Origin of the sequence: Leptolyngbya sp. NIES-2104 (assembly GCF_001485215.1) — a bacterium.
Lineage (GTDB): Bacteria > Cyanobacteriota > Cyanobacteriia > Leptolyngbyales > Leptolyngbyaceae > Leptolyngbya.
In genome coordinates this window covers 2749507-2769641 of the sequence record NZ_BBWW01000001.1, presented here as the reverse complement: position 1 = coordinate 2769641, position 20135 = coordinate 2749507, and the positions used below count along the sequence as shown (strand labels likewise).

At 47.1% G+C, this 20135-nt stretch carries 21 protein-coding genes; 16 read left to right on the top strand and 5 right to left on the bottom strand.

Annotated features, from left to right (window positions below):
• Positions 1-54: 54 nt before the first annotated feature.
• The 3 genes from NIES2104_RS12870 to NIES2104_RS12860 are packed head-to-tail and all read left to right on the top strand — an operon-like array spanning position 55 to position 5092.
• Positions 55-963, top strand: a complete 909-nt coding sequence (locus NIES2104_RS12870; protein WP_058998581.1) for a DUF928 domain-containing protein — start codon at positions 55-57, stop codon at positions 961-963.
• A 51-nt stretch (positions 964-1014) separates the two neighbouring features.
• A complete protein-coding gene (locus NIES2104_RS12865; protein ID WP_058998580.1) occupies positions 1015-3735 on the top strand; it encodes a CHASE2 domain-containing protein in 2721 nt (906 codons plus the stop codon).
• A 1-nt stretch (position 3736) separates the two neighbouring features.
• Positions 3737-5092: a response regulator gene (locus NIES2104_RS12860; RefSeq protein ID WP_058998579.1), complete on the top strand. Its 1356-nt coding sequence runs from the start codon at positions 3737-3739 to the stop codon at positions 5090-5092.
• Positions 5093-5186: 94 nt separating this feature from the next.
• Here NIES2104_RS12860 and hisIE read toward each other — a convergent pair whose 3' ends face one another.
• On the bottom strand, positions 5187-5831 hold the full coding sequence (hisIE, locus tag NIES2104_RS12855; protein WP_058998578.1) for a bifunctional phosphoribosyl-AMP cyclohydrolase/phosphoribosyl-ATP diphosphatase HisIE: 645 nt from the start codon (positions 5829-5831) through the stop codon (positions 5187-5189).
• Between the two features lie 27 nt (positions 5832-5858).
• On the bottom strand, positions 5859-7550 hold the full coding sequence (locus NIES2104_RS12850; RefSeq protein WP_082689983.1) for a CBS domain-containing protein: 1692 nt from the start codon (positions 7548-7550) through the stop codon (positions 5859-5861).
• 103 nt (positions 7551-7653) lie between these two features.
• Between NIES2104_RS12850 and psbZ the strand changes: the two genes are divergently transcribed.
• The 4 genes from psbZ to NIES2104_RS12830 all read left to right on the top strand — a co-directional run bounded on the left by psbZ (position 7654) and on the right by NIES2104_RS12830 (position 10239).
• Entirely contained in the window at positions 7654-7842 is a 189-nt protein-coding gene (gene psbZ, locus NIES2104_RS12845) for a photosystem II reaction center protein PsbZ (protein WP_058998577.1), read from the top strand.
• A 266-nt stretch (positions 7843-8108) separates the two neighbouring features.
• Entirely contained in the window at positions 8109-8678 is a 570-nt protein-coding gene (ribH, locus tag NIES2104_RS12840) for a 6,7-dimethyl-8-ribityllumazine synthase (RefSeq protein ID WP_058998576.1), read from the top strand.
• A gap of 137 nt (positions 8679-8815) precedes the next feature.
• Positions 8816-9832, top strand: a complete 1017-nt coding sequence (locus NIES2104_RS12835; RefSeq protein ID WP_058998575.1) for a sulfate/molybdate ABC transporter ATP-binding protein — start codon at positions 8816-8818, stop codon at positions 9830-9832.
• A 2-nt stretch (positions 9833-9834) separates the two neighbouring features.
• Positions 9835-10239, top strand: coding sequence for a hypothetical protein (locus tag NIES2104_RS12830; RefSeq protein WP_058998574.1), 405 nt, complete (start codon positions 9835-9837; stop codon positions 10237-10239).
• A gap of 75 nt (positions 10240-10314) precedes the next feature.
• Here the strand turns inward: NIES2104_RS12830 and NIES2104_RS31765 are convergent, their stop codons facing one another.
• Complete coding sequence (locus NIES2104_RS31765) at positions 10315-10488, bottom strand: nucleotidyltransferase family protein (RefSeq protein WP_156426945.1); 174 nt, start codon at positions 10486-10488, stop codon at positions 10315-10317.
• Positions 10489-10684: 196 nt separating this feature from the next.
• On the opposite strand from NIES2104_RS31765, the gene NIES2104_RS12825 reads away from it, so the two are divergent.
• The 9 genes from NIES2104_RS12825 (at position 10685) to NIES2104_RS12785 (ending at position 18654) form a co-directional block, all read left to right on the top strand.
• Positions 10685-11278 carry a TetR/AcrR family transcriptional regulator gene (locus NIES2104_RS12825; RefSeq protein WP_058998573.1) on the top strand — a complete coding sequence of 198 codons (594 nt, stop codon included), beginning with the start codon at positions 10685-10687 and terminating at the stop codon, positions 11276-11278.
• Positions 11268-12440 (top strand): ABC exporter membrane fusion protein, encoded by a 1173-nt coding sequence (locus tag NIES2104_RS12820; protein ID WP_058998572.1) that lies wholly within the window; start codon positions 11268-11270, stop codon positions 12438-12440. Before NIES2104_RS12825 ends, NIES2104_RS12820 begins: the two co-directional genes overlap by 11 nt.
• A gap of 35 nt (positions 12441-12475) precedes the next feature.
• Positions 12476-13090: a GNAT family N-acetyltransferase gene (locus NIES2104_RS12815; protein WP_058998571.1), complete on the top strand. Its 615-nt coding sequence runs from the start codon at positions 12476-12478 to the stop codon at positions 13088-13090.
• An 11-nt stretch (positions 13091-13101) separates the two neighbouring features.
• Positions 13102-14007 carry a sigma-70 family RNA polymerase sigma factor gene (locus tag NIES2104_RS12810; protein WP_058998570.1) on the top strand — a complete coding sequence of 302 codons (906 nt, stop codon included), beginning with the start codon at positions 13102-13104 and terminating at the stop codon, positions 14005-14007.
• Between the two features lie 7 nt (positions 14008-14014).
• Positions 14015-14215 (top strand): hypothetical protein, encoded by a 201-nt coding sequence (locus NIES2104_RS12805; RefSeq protein WP_058998569.1) that lies wholly within the window; start codon positions 14015-14017, stop codon positions 14213-14215.
• Positions 14216-14224: 9 nt separating this feature from the next.
• A complete protein-coding gene (devC, locus tag NIES2104_RS12800) occupies positions 14225-15376 on the top strand; it encodes an ABC transporter permease DevC (RefSeq protein ID WP_058998568.1) in 1152 nt (383 codons plus the stop codon).
• Positions 15377-15378: 2 nt separating this feature from the next.
• The gene (locus tag NIES2104_RS12795) at positions 15379-16083 is read left to right on the top strand and encodes a DevA family ABC transporter ATP-binding protein (protein ID WP_058998567.1); all 705 of its coding nucleotides are present in this window, start codon (positions 15379-15381) and stop codon (positions 16081-16083) included.
• Between the two features lie 129 nt (positions 16084-16212).
• Entirely contained in the window at positions 16213-17589 is a 1377-nt protein-coding gene (locus tag NIES2104_RS12790; protein WP_059001700.1) for a cytochrome P450, read from the top strand.
• 15 nt (positions 17590-17604) lie between these two features.
• The gene (locus tag NIES2104_RS12785) at positions 17605-18654 is read left to right on the top strand and encodes a serine hydrolase (protein ID WP_058998566.1); all 1050 of its coding nucleotides are present in this window, start codon (positions 17605-17607) and stop codon (positions 18652-18654) included.
• On the opposite strand, the gene NIES2104_RS33430 is transcribed toward NIES2104_RS12785, so the two are convergent.
• Both NIES2104_RS33430 and cobA read right to left on the bottom strand, forming a co-directional pair.
• Entirely contained in the window at positions 18633-19427 is a 795-nt protein-coding gene (locus NIES2104_RS33430; protein ID WP_058998565.1) for a uroporphyrinogen-III synthase, read from the bottom strand. The genes NIES2104_RS12785 and NIES2104_RS33430 overlap by 22 nt on opposite strands.
• On the bottom strand, positions 19424-20134 hold the full coding sequence (cobA, locus tag NIES2104_RS33425) for a uroporphyrinogen-III C-methyltransferase (RefSeq protein WP_058998564.1): 711 nt from the start codon (positions 20132-20134) through the stop codon (positions 19424-19426). The genes NIES2104_RS33430 and cobA overlap by 4 nt, the downstream gene beginning before the upstream one ends.
• Position 20135 lies beyond the last annotated feature (1 nt).

Below are 20135 nucleotides of genomic sequence, written 5' to 3'. Positions count from 1 at the left end.
ATCGCAAAGTAGTGTTCTCTTCGATCGTGTCCAACAATACACAGATATTGCAGTATGAACTATCAATCAATCGCAGGAACCTTGGGCGTAGTTGCTCTGGTCGCGAGTAGTGCTTGGACTCCGGTTCAAGCAGTTCCTTTTACCCCTCCTACGGGCAATGGCGCACCGAGTCAAGCCACAGGCGGAGCCTCTCGCGGCAGTCTATTCGTGAACAAACGCAATCGCACGGTTCGTCAAACCACAGGCGGAGCTTCACGCGGTAGCATTTTCCAACCTCGTGCCAATCGTCGCGCTCCTCAAAGAACTGTCGGCGGAGCCTCTCGCGGTGGATTTTTCCAACCGTCGAGAACCAATCGCGCCCCCAGAGTTGCAGCGAGCGGTGCATCGCGTACCGGAAGACAGGAGTTAGATCCGTCGATCGTGGCTTCGACAGGTCCGGCAGCAATGTTGGCTCTGTTGCCTCAAAGCTACTACGGCACAACCATTTCTGAGCGTCCGACGATCTTAGTGTATCTGCCCGCGACTGGAGCCGATCGCGCCGTATTCAGCCTGAAAGACGAAGCGGGTAACACCGTTTATGAAACCGAGATGGCGATCAGCAATGAAGCAGGTGTGAGAACGATCGTGCTTCCGAAAGAAGCTCCAGCACTGCAACTGGAGAAGAACTATCAGTGGTTCATGGCGCTCAAAGTCGATGGACGGCTGAATCCGAGTACGCCGTATGTGGATGGTTGGATTCAGCGGGTGCAGCCGAGTGCAGAACTGGCGGCGGCAATGAAACAAGGCGATGCGCTGGAACGGGCGAAAGCGTTGGGTGCGAATGGAGTGTGGTACGACTGTGTGGCGACGCTAGCGGCGTTGCGCTCAGGACAGCCAAAGAGTGAAAGCTTAGCGAAAGAATGGGGTGATTTGCTCGAAGCGGTTGAATTGAGTGCGATCGATCAGGCTCCGATGGTCAACTAACTTTTCACGGGCACTGATCAGTAACGGTCAGTGCCTCCCGAAGCAGGTATTATGTGGAAAAAAATTCAAGCTTTCGTTCAAAAATCTCGTCGTGTTTTCATCATTGCGCCTAGTGTTGCTGCTACTGTTACCGCAGGTCACATGCTAGGCGTGTTTAATTTATTAGAGTGGCAGACGCGGGATCAGTTTTTTCGGCAGCGATCGCACAATCAGCTTTCAGATCAGATCGTGGTTGTGACGATCGACGAAGAAGATATTCGCAGCGTGAAAAATTGGCCCATTCCCGATTGGTCACTCGCGCAGCTATTAGAGAAGATTCGAGCACAAAAGCCAAGAGCGATCGGGCTAGATTTATACCGCGATTTGCCGGAAGGCGAGGGACACGAACAGCTTGTAAAAGTTTTTGAGACGACACCGAATCTTTACGGTGTTGAAAAGATTACGGGCGATCGAGTTGCACCACCTCCAGTGTTGAAGAAAAAGGATCAAGTAGGAATTGCGGATTTGGTGTTAGATAGCGATCGACAAATTCGTCGTGCGTTATTAACTTCAGAAGACATCAAAGAACAAACGATTAAAGCAGGATTGGCGACTCGTGTTGCATTGAAGTACTTAGAAGCAGAAGGCATTACATTAGAGAGCATCAATCCGGATCAACAGAAATTTAAGCTCGGTCAGTCGATTTATCTACCGCTTGGCAACCAAGAAGCAGGTTATCCAAACTCTGAGGTGGGTGGCTATCAAATTCTGCTGAATTGGTATGGATCAGAGCGAAATTTTCGCACCGTGAAAATGCGGGATGTTTTAGCAGGTCGAGTGCCCACAGATTTAATGCGCGATCGTATGGTGTTTATTGGTTCGATCGCGGCAAGTACCAACGACTTTTTTGGGACACCGTTTAGCTCTTCTTGGTTCTCGGCAGAAGATCCCACTCCGGGTGTGGTGATTCACGCGAACATTGCGAAACAGCTTGTGACGAGTGCCAAACAGAATGTAATGCTACAAGGGTTCTCGATCGCACAATTTTCGGCTTGGATCTTTCTTTGCTCTTGTTTGGGTGCAGTTGGGAGTTGGAAACTGGCGAGTCTGCCAACTCAAAAACGGCTACCGGGCGGCAAGATTCTGTGGGCGACTGTGGGCACGAGTGGCTCGATCGTGGTCGGAGCATATCTCAGTTTTCTGGGCGGGTGGATTATTCCAGTAACACCAGCGTTAACGGCGTTGATTGCGAGTGTGGTCGCGACCGTGAGTTCTCATCGCTATGAGAAATTAGAGGAAACGAATCGCAAACTAGAATCTGCTAACAATCAGTTATTCGATTACTCGAAAACGCTAGAAGCGAAAGTCGAGGAACGCACTCACGAATTGATGGAAGCGAAACAAGTCGCGGACGCAGCAAATCAGGCAAAGAGTGAATTTCTTGCCAATATGAGCCACGAGCTACGAACACCGCTGAACGGAATTTTGGGATATGCACAGATTTTAGAGCGATCGGTTTCTCAAAAAGAACAAGAAGGTATCCGCATCATTCATCAATGCGGTTCTCATCTGTTGACATTGATCAATGACATCTTAGATTTGTCGAAGATCGAAGCCCGAAAGCTAGAACTTGATTCTGGTAATGTGCATCTTGAAAGCTTTCTGAACGGTGTTGCTGAGATTTGCCGAATTCGGGCAGAGCAGAAAGGCATTGGATTCCAGGTGGAGATTGATGATCGCTTACCTGATGCGATCGTGACCGATGAGAAACGATTGCGCCAAGTTTTAATCAATCTCTTAGGCAACGCGATCAAGTTCACGGATCAAGGTCAAGTCGCGTTTCGAGCGAAGTTGAGCGAAGAGGCTCACATTCGCTTTGAAGTGGAAGATACGGGTGTGGGAATGTCGATCGAGCAAGTCGAAAAGATTTTCATGCCGTTCGAGCAAGTGGGTGAAGCGGGGCGAAAATCAGAAGGAACAGGCTTAGGACTTGCCATCAGTCAGCGAATCGCGAATTTGATGGGGAGTGGAATCGAGGTTCAAAGTCGCCTCGGTGAAGGCAGTATTTTCTCGCTCACGCTGAAGTTTGAAACGGCTTCTGAATGGCGATCCTCAATGCCCGATGAAAATGAGACTGTGATTGGAATTGTCGATCGATCGCCCTCGATTCTGATCGTGGACGACGATCGAACTCAATGCGGTTTGATGGCAGCTTTGCTACAAGAAATCGGCTTCGAGGTCACAGTGGCTTATACCGGAAGTGATGGCTGGTTAGCAGCAAGCGATCGCGTTCCTGATTTGGTCATTACCGATTTAGCGATGCCTTTACTAGACGGTGTTGGACTGATCGAACAACTGCGATCGAATTCTTCAACTTGCGACCTTCCGATCATTGTTTCTAGTGCCAATGTGTTTGGCTCGAATCGTCAACGTAGTTTACAGGCGGGTGCGAGTGCATTTTTACCGAAGCCCGTTCAAGTTCAAGAACTTTTGAACACGCTGAAAGACCTACTCAACTTAACGTGGGTCTATCAATCGAAATCGGCAACAGGTTCTCCCTCTGCGATCGCAAATGGAGAAGTCATCTTACCAGAGCAAGCTGTTTTAGGCGATCTGTATCACTTGGCAATGATGGGCGATATCGCCGCGATCGAGGGAATTCTAGAATCACTAGTCAAGGAAAATTCCCAATATGCGCCGTTTGCGGCGGCGTTGAATAAGCTCACCGCAACGTTCCAAACTGCAAAAATCCGTCAGTTCCTTAAGTCCTACGCTAAGGCAGAGTTACATTAAAATGAACTTCATTTCATCAGACTCAGTTCGCATCTTATTAGTTGACGACACGCCGACGAATCTTAAGGTGTTGTCGGAAGCGCTTCAGGGACAGGGCTGGAAGACTTTAATGGCGATCGATGGCGAATCTGCGATCGAACAGGCGGAGTATGCAATACCCGATTTAATTTTGCTCGATGTGATGATGCCTGGAATTGATGGATTTGAAACCTGTCAGCGATTCAAGGCAAATCTGAAGCTGCAATTGATTCCGATCATTTTTATGACGGCGCTTTCAGATGCGGTGAACAAAGTCAGGGGCTTAGAACTTGGAGCCGTTGACTACATTACCAAGCCGTTTCAGCAAGAGGAAGTGATTGCAAGAGTAAAATTGCATCTGAGTTTGTCACAGTTGAATCGATCGCTAAAAGGCACGATCGAGGAACAGGCTAGAACGCAGGCGCAACTTGAAGAGCTTACTCAGCAATTAGAACAACGAGTGCACGATCGCACGATCGAGCTAGAAAATTCAATTCAACAACTCAACACGACGCAACTCCAACTCATTCAAAGCGAGAAAATGTCTACGCTGGGTCAGCTAGTTGCGGGAATCGGACATGAGATTAATAATCCGATTAACTTTGTCGGTGGCAATCTCAAGCACATCGAAGACTATACGCAGGATCTGTTTACCTTGATTGAAATGTATCAGACCCAGCAGCCTGATGCTGAAATCGAGGAATTTATCGAGGACGTTGACTTAGAGTATCTCATTGAAGATATGCCGAAGTTAATTCGATCGATTCATGAAGGAGTCGATCGTTTAAGAGACATTAGTTTTTCTCTGCGCTCATTTGCGCGATCGGACATTTCCTCGAAGGTGGAATATCAGATTCACGAAGGCATTGAGAGTACGCTGATGTTGCTAAAACATCGGCTCAAAGCGGATGAACAACACCCTGAAATTCAAATTAATCGAAACTACGGCGATTTGTTCCCGATTCGATGCTATCCCGGACAGTTAAATCAGGTGTTCATGAATCTGATTGCAAATGCGTTAGATGTCTTTGAAGAGCAGAATGTAACGCGATCGTATGAGGAGGTTTGCACCGCTCCAAATGTGATTTGGATTTCGACTGCGATTGACCAATCGACTGAAACCGCAACGATTCGGATCAAAGATAACGGTTTTGGTATTTCTCCAGAGATTCAGTCTCAGATTTTTGAGCCAAGTTTTACGACGAAACCTGTGGGCAAAGGAACTGGATTAGGATTAGCCATCAGCCGTCAAATCATTGTTGAAAAACATGGTGGGAAGCTCGATTGTCATTCTGTGATTGGACAAGGGACAGAATTTACGATCGTGCTTCCTGTGTGAAACGGTGTTGAGAGGTTTTTCGCTCACGTTGCGATTTCGCCCCGGAATGGAATTCGGGGCTAACAGTGCGAAGTCAGTTGAAACTGACTGAAATCTAACGTCGTTCTTGTAGCTTGCGGTAGACAGCCTTGAGATCAACTTTGTGGTGAGCGAGTGCGACAAGGGTGTGATAGAACAAATCTGCGGCTTCTCCCGCGATCGCATCTTTATCATCGTCTTTGCAAGCCATTACGACTTCTGCGGCTTCTTCTCCGATCTTTTTGAGAATTTTGTTATCGCCACCTGCGAATAAGGTTCGGGTGTAAGAGCCTTCGATCGGGTTGTCACGTCGATCGCACACGACAGAAAAGACTTGAGATAATGTATCAGCGGGCGGCGGCGAGATGTTGCCATCGACTTGATGAAAACAACTTCGTGCGCCTGTATGACAAGCAATATCGCCAATCTGCTCAACGGTCACTAACAAAGCATCACTATCACAGTCGTATCGAACCGCTTTTACTTTCTGAGTGTGTCCTGAAGTTGCGCCCTTGTGCCAAAATTCTTGGCGCGATCGACTCCAAAACCAGGTTTCTCCAGTCGCAAGCGTTTTTTGCAAAGATTCTTGGTTCATCCACGCCATCATCAAGACTGTGCCATCGAGATAATCCTGAACGATCGCAGGCACTAAACCACGATCGTCATATTTGATCGCATCAGTTGGAATTGAATCGGGGGAAACCAGTTCGATCGAAGCCATAGGAGAGTTTTGCAATCAGGGCATTTTTCAGTTTAGCGGGTAATGTTCGGCTAAATATTGTTCGGCTTCAGTGCGATCGCAAATCTTGCCATCTAAAGTTAGAACTAGAAGTTCTTCCAAAATTTGTTTGAATTGCTTACCCGGTTTGTAGCCCAGTGTTTTCAAATCTGAGCCGTCGATTGGGGGTTTGATCTGTGACCAAACGTTGAAATATTGATAGATCGATCGACGAATCGATCGCGCTCCTCGTGCAGCAATCAACGCCAACGTTTCGGAATCGAACGGTTTTAATAACTGAACCATTTCGCTCGGTTTCTCAGAAGGTTGGAGTGCGGCTTCGATCGCAGGCAGTTTGGTTAAACGCTCGATCGCATCGTGCGGAAGTTGGAGCGTTTTGGCAACGGTGGCGCGATCGTCGAGTTTTGCAATCAAAACTTCTAGGAGTAATTGCCAGTGCGGAATCGCTAAATCAAATCTTTGAAAGCGATCTGCCCATTTCAACTGTCGCCAAAGTTCTCGATCGAGCTTCAAACTCGGATGAATACACACCAGCGCGTCAAGATCCGCTAACTTTTGAATCGCTGGTTTCCAGTAGCGGGCTTGCAAAATGTATTTCAGTTCGGAGCGGAGGCGACTTTGGAGAGCGGGAACGGGTCGATCGCGTCGATTGTAAAGCCCGGACGCGATCGCATGTCGAATAGATGCTTCTGTTTGCGGCTCGATCTCGAATCCCAAACGAACTGCAAACCGGACGGCTCGGTAAATGCGGGTGGGATCTTCGATAAAACTGTTGGGATGCAAAACGCGAATTTGATGCGATCGTAAATCTGCAATGCCACCAAAATAATCAAGAAGCTCATGCGCTCTGGGATTGGTTAATCTCAACGCCAACGCATTCACGGTAAAATCTCGACGATACAAATCCTGTCGAATCGAACTCGCTTCCACTTCAGGATTTGCGGCTGGATATAAATAGAATTCAGTTCGTGCGGTTGCAATATCGATCCAAAGCGAACCGAGTTCGGGATCGTTGTGCCAGAGTAACGCTGCCGTTTGAAATTTCCCGTGAATTTCAAGTCGCGCCTGTGGATAAATCTTCTGGAGACATTTCGCTAATTCCACACCTGCACCGACTTCCGCCGATTGATGAAATCCGTCCACGACAAAATCGATATCGCTCAAGCCCACTTCAGCAGTGGGATCAGCTAGAAGTAGATCTCTGACGGCTCCACCGACTAGATAAAGATGCCAGCCTCGATCTTCTGCGGCTTGGGACGCGATCGCAAAAATCTTCTGAAACGGTGCAGCAAATCGCTCTAATCGCAAGGTTTCCGGTACAGGTTGAAGTTTTCGTAAGACATCGGTGCGCGTCACAATTCCAACCAGTTGACCTTGATCAATCACCGGAAGCCGTCCAATGTCATACGTTCCCATAACGCCTTGAATTTCCGAAAGTGGCGTGGACGGCTCGATCGTTCTCACCTGCGCTGCCATGATTCTCTTAACGGGCGTATCTTTCAAGCCGTGATACGCTGCGATATCGAGATCGCGACGGGACACGATCCCGACTAATCGACCCTCATCCACGATCGGCAATCCTGAATGTCCGTAGCGCAATAAAATCTTCTGGGCTTCCTCGATCGTCGTCTCCGGTCGAACGGTGCGAACAGGCGAAGACATCAACTCTCGTGCGGATTGTTCTGGATTGATAGAGGGCATAGAATCGCGTCCGCCTTTTCTGATAACGTACTATTCAGGACTTCGATCGCGTCTCGGTTATTTAACATTGAGACACTAAAAACGCTGTTTTAGGGAGAGAAACATGACCTTTATTTTCCAACTGGCACTGTTGGCATTAGTGCTTTTTTCGTTCGTAATGGTAATCGGCGTTCCCGTCGCTTACGCTTCCCCGCAAAATTGGGACACATCCAAAAAGTTGCTGTACCTCGGTTCAGGCATTTGGTTCATTCTAGTGATCACTGTGGGTGTTTTGAATTATCTCGTGATCTAAATCTGTCTATACTGGGGAGGAATTCGGCTTCATCCCCGGTTTCTTGTGCTCGTCTGGACGATTTTGCGTGTTAACACGCAGAAGATATCCTAAACTTTGCGAACGCAACTGTAAATTCTAAATAAATCGAGTCATCTGCATGATTCAAAGCTAGAGTTGTCAAGCTAGATTTAAGTGAATTCTCGGAGAAATATTCCGGGATTCAGCGAAAATCTCTGCTGAAATGATTTAATAGCTGTGAATTTGTTGGTACTCAGACTTAAACAATGACTATTTTTGAAGGAACGTTCTCTCAGACTGATGCTCTACGATTTGCGATCGTCGTCGGTCGCTTTAATGATTTGGTAACGACGCGCTTGCTTGAGGCGTGTCAAGACTGCTTGAAGCGGCACGGAATTAACCCCGATCCGCAGGGTTCGCAGGTCGATTATGCTTGGGTTCCAGGTGCGTTTGAATTGCCGATGGTGGCACGTCGGTTGGCGATGACCGGTCGATATGACGCAGTGATTTGCCTCGGTGCTGTGATCAAAGGACAAACGCCTCACTTTGAGCACGTTTCGTCTGAAGTGTCGAAAGGAATTGCGGCAGCAAGCTTTCAGACGGGCGTTCCAGTGATCTTCGGAGTGCTGACGACGGACAACATGCAGCAAGCACTCGAACGGGCTGGGATCAAGAGTAACCTCGGTTGGGAATATGCGATGAGCGCGATCGAAATGGCAAGCTTGATGCGCCAGATGCCCAATGGTGCAGAAAGTAACGGATTTGGTAACACGCTCTCACCGTCCTCGATTCCGCATCACACGCTGTCGGCTGCCCATGCCGAAGAGCATCACTAAAGGCTTTTGTGGTTGAACTTGAAGGTGTCTCGGATGAGATACCTTTTTTTATTTGAAGCGACTGAGAAAACGATCGCGAGTTTGTGCTATAAAACTACAGTAATCTCATCGGGAAACCGGGCTTCGAGGGCTTAGCTGTGGGTATCGTAGTACAGGACGTTTCTAAACGCTTTGGGAATTTTCAGGCAGTCGAGCAGGTGAGTCTGGAAATTAAGAGTGGTTCGCTGGTCGCGCTGTTGGGTCCATCGGGGTCAGGAAAATCCACGCTGCTACGGTTAATCTCAGGATTAGAAAGCCCGGATTCCGGTCGAATTTTTTTGACAGGTGAGGATGCTACCGATCGCAGTGTGCAGGACCGCAATATTGGTTTTGTGTTCCAACACTATGCCCTCTTTAAGCATCTCACAGTCAGAAAGAATATCGCCTTTGGAATGCAAATTCGCAAATACCCGCCCGATAAGGTGAAAAAACGGGTCGATGAACTGTTGGATTTGGTGCAATTGGCGGGATTGGGCGATCGCTATCCATCTCAACTTTCCGGGGGTCAACGGCAGCGGATTGCACTGGCGCGGGCGTTGGCAGTTGAACCGAAAGTGTTACTGCTCGATGAACCGTTCGGGGCGCTAGATGCGAAGGTTCGGAAAGATCTGCGGGCTTGGTTGCGCCGACTGCACGATGAAGTGCATGTGACGACGGTGTTTGTGACGCATGACCAAGAAGAAGCGATGGAAGTCGCAGATGAAATCGTGGTGATGAATAAAGGCAAGGTGGAACAGATCGGAACGCCTGCGAATGTTTATGATCATCCCGCGACTGCGTTTGTGATGAGCTTTATTGGTCCCGTGAACGTGTTGCCGAGTTCGTCGCGAATTTTTCAGAACAACGGCTTTGATTCGGCTCATCCTGAAATGTTCTTGCGTCCGCATGATGTGGTGGTCGAAACGTCTCCGAATGGTTCAACGGTTGCGGCACGAGTGTCTCGATTGATTCACTTAGGTTGGGAAATTCAGGCGGAATTGACGCTCGATGATGGTCAGGTGGTGACGGCACATTTAACCCGCGATCGCTTTGATGAATTGAAGCTTTCTCCAGAGCAGCGCGTTTACGTCAAGCCGAAAGATGCAAAATCGTTTCCGCTGTACTATTCGATTTAATCATGCGGATCTATCTCACTCATTGTTCTAAGGAAAAAGATCCAGTGTTCAAAGAACTGGGTAACACTGCCACACCCGATCAGCTTTATACCGAAACTGGAATTCAGCAGTTCATGTCACGGTGTAAAGCAGTGGGCGTGAATTGGGCGGTGTTGTCTGATCTGTATGGCGTGTTTCAGTCTGATGAGCAATATGAGTGGTACGAGAAGCATCCTGATACAGTTCTGCCAGACGAGGAAGAAATAATTATTCAGGAGTTCGATCGTAAGTTGAATCAATACGACGAAATTCTGTTTTACATTCGACCTGAATCTTTCCACCCTTTTTATGCAAGAGTTTTGAAGCGAACAATGCTTGCTGATAGAGTACAGACATTTGAAAATCTTGAACTAATCAAGTCACTGTAGCTTGAAGGTGTAACAAATTCCTGAATGAGTCTGATCGCTTGCACCATGTCCTACAAGGCGGCATAGTCTCGATCGCTAACTTGCGACATAAATTACCTGATGAGTCCGGAGAACCTCAGAACGACGAAACGGATTTTTGAGATCCCGTTTTTCAAGTAAATCAACAGGTCTACCCAGGATTGATTCCAGTTCTCGCTGTAAATTCATCAAATCAAACAGCGACCAACCATCATCCGGTGCAAAAGTCACAATACATCAATGTAGTGATTCGCGATCGCGAATCAGTTCCACAACTTTTTCCCCAAAGGGGGTTTACAAATCGAAATTGATGGGGCAGAATTTATAACAAGCGTTCGATATAAATAGATGACTCACATTCGAGGAGCAGTTTCTCAAGGATTGGACGATAGAATATATCGACCATTCGGTATCTCAATTCGCCTGTATGCCTAAGATTGTTGACCACGATCGCTATCGCAAAGAACTATTGCTCAAGTCGTTTGATTTGTTAGCTGAGAAAGGCTATGCCGCGATTACGATGCGACAGATTGCCCAAGGATTAGGAGTTTCGACCGGGACACTGTATCACTACTTTCCGAGTAAGGAGGCATTGTTTGAACAGTTAGTCGAAGAGCTTTGCGAAGTTGATATTCTCAATTTCTCTAGTCGATTAACTGGGAAAGATTTGACCGAGCAAACGATAGCAGGATTTGCATTGTTTGAAGAACATCGTGACTATTTTCTGAAGCAAACTTTGCTGATGACGGACTTTTACCAACATCAGCGACGGGAAGGAAAAGATGTGGGTGATGTCTTCAAACGAGTGTGTGACCAAGCCGAAAAAACAATGTCTGTCATTCTCGGTATTGATGATCCTCAGATCTTGATGTTGATGATGAGCTTGGTCGATGGATTGTTGATGCAAGAGCTATATGGGCATCGAAGAGTCGATTACCAATCACAAGCAAAATTACTGTCAGAAATGCTGACGTTGTACTTCGAGAAACATCAACTGACACCGAAAAATTATGAGCCTTGACCTTTTTCTAAAGCCAAAGAATCGTCTCTGGGTTGTTGTTGGACTTGCAACTTTAGTGACAGGTGGAACATCGTTCTATATTGTTTCTCAGTTTAGTCCGAAGCCTGCCGCACAACCTGTCGAAACTGCTCCAACTGTGAAAAGAATTGCTGCACTAGGACGGCTTGAGCCTGCTTCTGAAGTGGTGAAACTATCTGCACCGATCGCATTAGACGGCGATCGCGTTTCTCAAATCTTGGTCAAACAAGGCGATCGCGTTCAGAAAGGTCAAGTGATTGCCATCTTGGATTCACGCGATAAGCTCCAAGATGCACTGAATCAAGCGCGTGAACAGGTTCGAGTTGCAGAAGCAAAACTAGCACAAGTCAGAGCAGGCGCAAAGTCTGGAGAGATTGAAGCGCAGCAAGCAACGATTACGAGGTTGCAAGCCGATCGCTCTGGAGAAATTGCGGCTCAAGCAGCAGAAATCAACCGCTGGGAAGCTGAAGTGAGAACGGCACAGGCGGAGTTCGATCGATTTAACAAGCTCTATCAACAAGGCGCGATCGCAGCTTCTAATTTAGACAGTAAGCGGTTAGCTTTAGATACGGCGCGATCGCAACTCAGACAAGCGCAGGTTAAACAAAATCAAGCTGCGAATTCACTCGAAGCACAGTTGAGTGAGGCAAGAGCAAACCTAGATCGAATTGCGGAAGTTCGCCCGGTGGATGTGGAGCCAGTTGAAACAGAAGTGAGAAGTGCGATCGCGGCAATGAAACGGGCAGAAACGGAACTCGAACAAGCTTACATTCGTGCTCCGATCGCAGGTCAAATTCTTAAAGTTCATACTCGTGCAGGTGAAAAGATTAGCAACTCTGGAATTGCAGATTTAGCGCAAAATGATCAGATGGTTGCTGTGGCGGAAGTCTATCAGAGTGACATTGCCAATGTGAAAGTTGGACAGAATGCAGTGATTACGGGACAAGGCTTTGAGGGAGAATTGCAGGGGAAAGTTTCGGCGGTTGGATTGTTAGTGAATCAACAAGAGGTATTTAGTAACCAACCAGGAGAAAACCTCGATCGACGAGTGGTAGAAGTGAAGATTCGCCTCACGCCGGAAGCAAGTCAACAAGTTTCAGGATTGACTAATTTGCAAGTTCAGACCGCGATTTTGCTGAACTAATGGATAACGAACGTTCGATTTAAGGAGTGAGAAGCATGGAAATTGTGAAATTGGCGCGATCGCAAACGTTAGAAGCCTCGAAAACGCTGAGTGATGCGTTTAGTCGTGATCCAGTAGTTGGGCACTTTTTGACAGATGAGCCAGCGGAAAAACTCAAAGCACTGCAAGCGATCGCGCTAAAGCTGATTCATTACTGTGAGTCACACAATCAGATCTATACAACTAGCGATTCTGTGAAAGGCATTGCAATGTGGTTGCCACCGGAAGCGTCTTCTTTTTCGTTGACTGAACTGTGGCGTTTAGCAGCATCGGGAGCATTGACGATTCCGTTTTACATGCGTTGGGATCGGATTGTTCAAGCGATATCATTCATGGTTGAAGAAATGATGCAACGCGGACAACGACGAGAGCCACACTGGTATCTAGCCATGTTGGGAGTTGGATCTCAGTATCAAGGTCAAGGCATTGGTGGACAGTTACTTCAGCCGATTCTAGAACGTGCCGATCGCGAAAAGTTGCCTTGCTATTTGGAAACTTCCACTGAAGGTGCAGTGGGATTTTATCAGCGTCAAGGATTTGAAATTCTGCACGTTGGAAAGGTTGGGAATCAGTTGCCTTACTGGACGATGAAGAGAACCCCAAGCGTGTGAAGGAGAGTGTCATGGATACGATGAAGGTTTACCTCGATCAGATTGGACGAATTCCGCGTTTAACTCCAGCGCAGGAAATTGAACTCGGTCGGCAAGTGCAGAGATTAGAGAAGCTTTATGAACTTCGACAACCCACACTTGAACAATGGCAAAAAGCAGCGAATCTATCAGCCGAAGAGTTACAAAGCGCGATCGCACAAGGAGAACGCGCCAAACGCAGAATGATCGAAGCCAACTTACGATTAGTTGTTTCGATCGCTCAACACTTCCAGAATCGCAATCTAGAACTCTCAGATTTGATCCAGGAAGGTAACTTAGGATTGCAGCGCAGCGTTGAAAAGTTTGATCCGTCGAAAGGCTATCGATTTTCGACTTATGCTTACTGGTGGATTCGTCAGGCGATCAGTCGAGCGATCGCACAAAAAAGCCGTTCGATTCGGATTCCAATTCATTTGACTGAGAAACTGAGTCAGATTTACAAAGTTCAGCGATCGCTGTCTCAGTCGTTGGGCAGAACTGCAACGATTACAGAAATTGCTCAAGCGCTTTCAATGAGTTCGATTGAAGTTCGAGAAGCTTTATTAGCCGTTCGTCGTTCAGTCTCTCTAGATGTTCCGATCAATGATCAAAACACGAATTTGGGTGATTTGTTGCCGGATGAGGGAGAGTTACCGGATGAAACGGTACTGAGATCGATGTTGCGAGAAGATTTATTGAATTTACTCGGACTGTTGCCTGTTAAACAGCGCGAAGTGATGGCTTTGCGGTTTGGATTGGAAGATGGAGAAGCTTTGAGTTTGGCTCAAGCAGGTCGAAGAATGAATTGCAGTCGGGAAACAGTGCGATCGCTCGAAAAAGCCGCGATGAAAACATTGCAGCAGCACAAAGTGCGATTGCAGGAATATGTTTTGGTATAGGTGAAACATGAACTGTAAAACTCTCATGGTGTGGGGGCGATTTGCCCGAAGACAGCTTTCACCGTGGTTCATTCTGATTCAATCTAGTCATCGTGCAATTCGAGGCTGTCCCAATGGTCGATCGCGCTTCATGATCTCCCTTTCAAAGCTGAATTTTTCAGCTATCTATGATTTGCTTGATGATTTGATTCGCTATCCACCGTATTAGGAGCGTTTTATGCCTCGTAAAACACCGTTGGCATGGTTCCAGTTGATGAAAGAGAGAGCTAGGTTAGTTGTTGCGATCGCAGGAATCGGTTTTGCCGATATGTTGATGTTTATGCAACTGGGCTTTCAAGATTCGCTCTATGATAGTGCAACCGTTCCTCATCGTTTGCTACAAGCGGATTTAGTGCTGATTGATCCAAGATTCAAAAGCTTGGCATCGTTTACGCCTTTTTCGCGGGAGCAGCTTTATCAGACAAAATCGAGCGATCGTGTTCAATCAGTGAGTTCGATCCGAATTGCAATGGGACAATGGAAAAATCCTGAAACGCGTTTAACCCGAAGCATTCTGATTTGGGGAATTGAGCCAAATGCACCAAGCTTTAAGCTTCCTGGATTGCAAGAGAACTTAGAGCCGCTGAAATTGCTAAATAATGTAGTCTTTGATCGCGTCGGTCGCCCTGAATTTGGCACGATCGCAGAAACCTTTGAGAAAAAAGGAACGGTTTCGACTGAACTAAATCAGCAACTGATTAACGTTAGCGGATTGGTCACAATGGGGGCATCGTTCACCGCTGATGGAAATGTGTTCATGAGCGATTCGACTTTCTTGAGATTGCACCGCGATCGACAAGCCAGCCAGATTGATATCGGATTAATCCAACTCAAAACAGGCTCAGATATCAAAGCAGTTCAAGCTCAGTTAAGTGCAACTCTACCGACTGTGAAAGTACTCACTCCTGAAGAGTTCGCAGCGATCGAGCGGAACTATTGGGAGAGTCAAGGAACAATTGGATTTATCTTTGGAATTGGTGTGATTGTTGGCTTTATTGTTGGAACGGTGATTGTTTATCAGATTCTCTATACTGATGTAGCGAATCATTTGCCTGAGTATGCGACGTTAAAAGCAATGGGATATAGCGATCGCTTTTTGCTCAATGTTCTACTTCAAGAAGCACTCATTTTAGCTGTTCTCGGTTTTATTCCTGGTTTTGCTGTTGCAGTTGGATTGTATCAACTCACTTACGCTGCAACTTTACTACCGATTGCAATGACCGCAAATCGAGCAATCACAGTTTTTGTGCTGACTGTTGCCATGTGTTCGATTTCGGGTGCGATCGCAATGCGAAAACTTCAAGCTGCTGATCCGGCAGATATTTTCTAACGATGAAACCAGTCATTTCTGTTCAAAACTTGAATCATTACTTTGGTCAAGGCAACCTGAAAAAGCAAGTTCTGTATGATGTTAGTCTGGACATCAATGCAGGCGAAATCGTGATTATGACGGGACCTTCAGGATCAGGGAAAACAACCCTGCTCACGCTTTTAGGTGGATTGCGATCGGCGCAAGAAGGTAGCTTAACGATTCTAGATCAAGAAATCCGAGGAGCTACGAAACAACAATTGACCCAACTTCGGAAAAACATCGGCTATATCTTTCAAGCACACAATCTCATGACGTTTCTCACAGCAAAGCAGAATGTGAGAATGTCGCTGGAATTGCACGATCGATATCTCAATCAAGATATAGATGCAATGGCGGTCTCGATGTTGGAAACGGTTGGATTAGGGCATCGAGCAGACTATTACCCGGATGGATTGTCTGGAGGACAGAAACAAAGAGTCGCGATCGCACGAGCCTTAATCAGTCATCCTAAAATCGTTCTAGCAGATGAGCCGACTGCTGCACTTGATAAAAAATCCGGTCGCGATGTGGTGGAATTGATGCAGAAACTTGCTAAAGAGCAGCACTGTACAATTTTGCTAGTAACACATGATAATCGGATTTTAGATATTGCCGATCGCATTGTTTATATGGAAGATGGGCGATTAGTCAGCGATGGGAAAAGTGCGATCGCCGCAGTGAACTAGTGTTTTCAGGGAGGTTGCCACATTGAAAACGATCGTGGAAAATCTCAAAATTTAGCGATCGTCACCCTCCACCAAGCGTTTGCTACAATTTTGAACATTGCCAGTGCTCACCGTTCAATGGAGAGTTTGATGAAACCACCGAATGCACTATCTACGCCGTTATTGCTCCAGGAGTGGCAGTGGGTCGCTGATCCTGTAGGCTATATGGAAAATGCGGCTAAACAGCATCCTGATATGTTCTCAGCAGGGCTTCTTTCGGGTCGTCATCTGGTGTTTGTCAATCATCCACAAGCGATTCAGGAAGTTCTGACGAGCGATCGTAAACGCTTCATTGCTCCCGGTGAATCGAATCGAATTTTGTCTCCGTTGATTGGAGATGCTTCGGTGATTATGTTAGATGGCGATCGACATAAGCGCCGTCGTCAACTTTTGATGCCTCCCTTTCACGGTGAACGGATGCGAGCGTATGGAGATCTGATTTGTCAGCTCACTGAAAAAGTGATGAGTCAGCATTCGATCGCACAACCGTTTAATATGCGATCGACGATGCAAGAGATCTCTCTACAAGTCATTCTAGAAGCGGTGTTTGGCGTGACTGGAGGAGAGCAGTTTGAGCCACTTCGAGCGGCAATTACTAAAATGTGTGAATTGTTTCACAATCCTCTGAGTGCCAGCTTTTTGTTTTTCCCCTGGATGCAACGGGATTTAGGAGCTTGGATGCCTTGGGGTCGGTTTTTGCGCGATCGTGGCGAGATTGATAAGCTGCTGTATGCCGAAATTGCCGATCGTCGTCGGCAAGATAATCGCGATCGAGTCGATATTCTCTCGATGTTGCTGGCAGCACGAGACGAAAACGGTGAACCTATGACAGACCCGGAACTACGCGATGAACTGATGACCTTGCTGTTTGCAGGTCATGAAACCACTGCAACCGCAATGGCATGGGCACTGTACTGGATTCATCACTTGCCAGAAGTGCGCGAGAAATTGCTGCAAGAAATCGCGGCACTCGGTGATGATCCTGATCCGATGTCGCTCGCTCGATTACCTTATCTCAGTGCGGTTTGTAATGAAACGCTCCGACTCTATCCGGTTGCAATGTTGACCTTTAGCCGCATCGTCAATGAACCGCTAGAACTATTGGGACATCCGCTTCAACCCGGAACGGCTGTAGTGGGCTGTATTTACTTGCTACACCACCGAGAAGATCTGTATCCAGATTCGCACCAATTTAAGCCAGAGCGCTTTTTAGAGCAGCAGTTTTCTCTATTCGAGTTTATGCCGTTTGGAGGTGGGGCGCGGCGCTGTATTGGGGAAGCTCTAGCTATGTTTGAAATGAAGCTAGTACTCGCAACGATTCTGTCACGCTTTGAGCTTGCACTGGTTGATCGTCGTCCTGAAGTTCCGCGCCGTCGAGGGGTGACACTGGCTCCCTCTGGAAAAGTGAAGATTCAGATTGTGCGAAAAAAACCTGTTTCCGCAGCGATCGCACAAACTCCTTCATGAGTGTCCTGATACGAGATGCAAAAAGATACATTCACCAAGGCGATCGAGCCTATTCTGCTGAAGCATCACATTCCTGGAGCTACGGTTGCAATTCGGATCAATGGCGATCGCTTTTTTGAATCTGGAGTTGGGTATCAGGAGGCTGATTACACTATTCCGATAACCAGTGATGCGAATTTCTACATCTACAGCGTCACAAAGACTTTGCTGGCAACAGTCACGATGAATCTCGTCGGTAAAAGGGTGCTGGATTTAGATTGTTCTGTGCAATCATATCTGCCTAATTTCCCGTTAGATGCTGCAATTACACTGCGTCACTTACTTAGCCATACAAGCGGACTTCCTGACTATGGTGGAATTGTTTCCTATTCTGATGCAGTTAAATTCACTCCTACACAACCCTGGTCAAGTCAGGAGTTTCTTAATCTCATTCAAACTGAGGGTCTTCGTTTTGCACCCGGAACAGATTGGGCTTACTCCAACATCGGTTATGTGGTTCTGAGATGTATTCTCGATTGCATCACCGGATTATCGATACAGCAACTTTTAGATCAAATCATTTTTAGCCCGTTAGAATTGCGAAAGACTTTTGTACCTGGCACGCTCGAAGATGTTACGGTTCTAACTCCCGGATATACACAATTCTTTGGTGGAACAGAACTACAAGATATGTCTTCTCTTTATCATCCAGGTTGGGTATCGCATGGAGTTGTTATCTCAACTGCTCCAGAACTTGCAAAAATCATTGATGGTCTATTTCACAATCGAATTCTAAGCGCTGAACTGGTGAATCGAATGCGATCGCCCATTCACATTTTCGGAAAGTTCCCGATGTTTGAACAATTTGCCTATGGATTAGGACTGTTTCTGGATGTGGAGCCAAACATTAGTGGACATACCGGAGAAGGTCCTGGCTACTCGGTTGCAGCATTTCACTTTCCAGACCTTGTTGGACATCAGACCACGATCGTAGCTATGGCGAATCGAGACAAATCCGATTTTGGACTTATCATGGTCTACAAACTTGCCGAAGTTTTAAGAAATCACTTGAGCGAGTTCGCTTGAGCGACGATCGCTTTAATCAATCCATCTAAAGTGAACTCCGACGCTTCGATTTCAACTCGTCCGAGTAAGGCTCGACAAGTTTTAGACGTTTGAGGACCGATCGAGGCAAATTTAATCGCCTTCAAATATTCAGTCCATTGATCCCCGATCGCTTTTTCCAGCAGTTCACAAAAATGTTTCACCGTTTTAGAACTAGCAAACGTGACTAAATGAACCGCGTGATCTTGAATCGCTGCGATCGATTTTGCATCCGGGATGCTCGGACAAGTCGATTGATAGGCGGCAACTTCGGTCACGATCGCACCTCGATCGCTAAACGCTCTGACCAGAACATCGCGCCCACCCGTTTCAACCCTGGGAAAGAGAATTTTTTTCCCTTCCACCGACTCCGGAAAATTGATCACCATCGCATCCGCGACGAATTCAGGCGGAATAAAATCAGGCTGCAATCCTCGCTGTCGTAATCGTTGGGCTGTCTTTTCCCCCACGACTGCAATCTTAATCGCTGCCAGTCCACGCACATCCTGAAGCTGAGAAGCTAACCGCTCGAAAAAGTAATCGACTGCATTCGTGGACGTGAGAATCAGCCAATCGAACTCAGTCAAAGTCGCGATCGAGCGATCCAACTCATCCCAACTCGACGGAGCCACGATTTCGATCGTCGGCATCTCGATCACTTTTGCACCATAATTTTGTAACGAGTAAGCAAACTGGCTCGACTGTCCCGCTGCGCGAGTGACGACAATCGTTTTTTCAAATAATGGAAGATTCATAAGAACGATCGTAGTCTAACAACTTCTCCAATCACGATGACACAGGGCGACAATCGTTGCGGATTCACCAACGACAAGATTTCAGAAAGTGTACTACTCCAAATTTCTTGTTCTGGATGTCCCGCCCAGCGAATGATCGCGATCGGAGTCTCTTTTGATTTTCCCTGATGGCGTAGCTGTTCGACAATTAAGGAAAGATGTTTTCCTCCCATGAGAACGACGAGGGTGTCGAGTTGGGCGAGGGCTTGCCAGTTTAGTCGATCGGGTTCATGGGCTGTGATGACCGTGAATCCGCGACTGAGAACGGGATCAGTGAGGGGAATGTTGGCGAATAAGGGAGCCGCTAATGCTGAAGAGATTCCGGGAACGACTTCGTAGGCGCATCCTGCCGATTTGAGTGCCTGAATTTCTGAAGTGGTGCGTCCGAAGATGAAGGGATCACCGCTTTTGAGACGGACGACTTGTTTTCCTTGTTGGCATTGTTCGACCAATAAGCGATCGATATCCGCTTGTTTCATGCTCGGTTGTCCGCCCCGTTTGCCGACATTGAGTTTAAGACAGGTTTCGGCAACAAGTTCGAGAAATTGCGAATCGACAAGCGCATCGTAAACGAGAACTTCGGCTTGGGTGAGTAATTGATAGGCTCTCATTGTGAGATTGCCGATGTCGCCGGGACCTGAACCGACAAGGAAAACTTTGCCTGACATA

Bases quoted from the DNA above. Each gene is read 5' to 3' on its own strand.
- NIES2104_RS12870 (WP_058998581.1), top strand. From the start codon at position 55: ATGAACTATCAATCAATCGCAGGAACCTTGGGCGTAGTTGCTCTGGTC.
- NIES2104_RS12865 (WP_058998580.1), top strand. From the start codon at position 1,015: ATGTGGAAAAAAATTCAAGCTTTCGTTCAAAAATCTCGTCGTGTTTTC.
- NIES2104_RS12860 (WP_058998579.1), top strand. From the start codon at position 3,737: ATGAACTTCATTTCATCAGACTCAGTTCGCATCTTATTAGTTGACGAC.
- hisIE (WP_058998578.1), bottom strand. From the start codon at position 5,831: ATGGCTTCGATCGAACTGGTTTCCCCCGATTCAATTCCAACTGATGCG.
- NIES2104_RS12850 (WP_082689983.1), bottom strand. From the start codon at position 7,550: ATGCCCTCTATCAATCCAGAACAATCCGCACGAGAGTTGATGTCTTCG.
- psbZ (WP_058998577.1), top strand. From the start codon at position 7,654: ATGACCTTTATTTTCCAACTGGCACTGTTGGCATTAGTGCTTTTTTCG.
- ribH (WP_058998576.1), top strand. From the start codon at position 8,109: ATGACTATTTTTGAAGGAACGTTCTCTCAGACTGATGCTCTACGATTT.
- NIES2104_RS12830 (WP_058998574.1), top strand. From the start codon at position 9,835: ATGCGGATCTATCTCACTCATTGTTCTAAGGAAAAAGATCCAGTGTTC.
- NIES2104_RS12825 (WP_058998573.1), top strand. From the start codon at position 10,685: ATGCCTAAGATTGTTGACCACGATCGCTATCGCAAAGAACTATTGCTC.
- NIES2104_RS12820 (WP_058998572.1), top strand. From the start codon at position 11,268: ATGAGCCTTGACCTTTTTCTAAAGCCAAAGAATCGTCTCTGGGTTGTT.
- NIES2104_RS12815 (WP_058998571.1), top strand. From the start codon at position 12,476: ATGGAAATTGTGAAATTGGCGCGATCGCAAACGTTAGAAGCCTCGAAA.
- NIES2104_RS12810 (WP_058998570.1), top strand. From the start codon at position 13,102: ATGGATACGATGAAGGTTTACCTCGATCAGATTGGACGAATTCCGCGT.
- NIES2104_RS12805 (WP_058998569.1), top strand. From the start codon at position 14,015: ATGAACTGTAAAACTCTCATGGTGTGGGGGCGATTTGCCCGAAGACAG.
- devC (WP_058998568.1), top strand. From the start codon at position 14,225: ATGCCTCGTAAAACACCGTTGGCATGGTTCCAGTTGATGAAAGAGAGA.
- NIES2104_RS12795 (WP_058998567.1), top strand. From the start codon at position 15,379: ATGAAACCAGTCATTTCTGTTCAAAACTTGAATCATTACTTTGGTCAA.
- NIES2104_RS12790 (WP_059001700.1), top strand. From the start codon at position 16,213: ATGAAACCACCGAATGCACTATCTACGCCGTTATTGCTCCAGGAGTGG.
- NIES2104_RS12785 (WP_058998566.1), top strand. From the start codon at position 17,605: ATGCAAAAAGATACATTCACCAAGGCGATCGAGCCTATTCTGCTGAAG.
- NIES2104_RS33430 (WP_058998565.1), bottom strand. From the start codon at position 19,427: ATGAATCTTCCATTATTTGAAAAAACGATTGTCGTCACTCGCGCAGCG.
- cobA (WP_058998564.1), bottom strand. From the start codon at position 20,134: ATGTCAGGCAAAGTTTTCCTTGTCGGTTCAGGTCCCGGCGACATCGGC.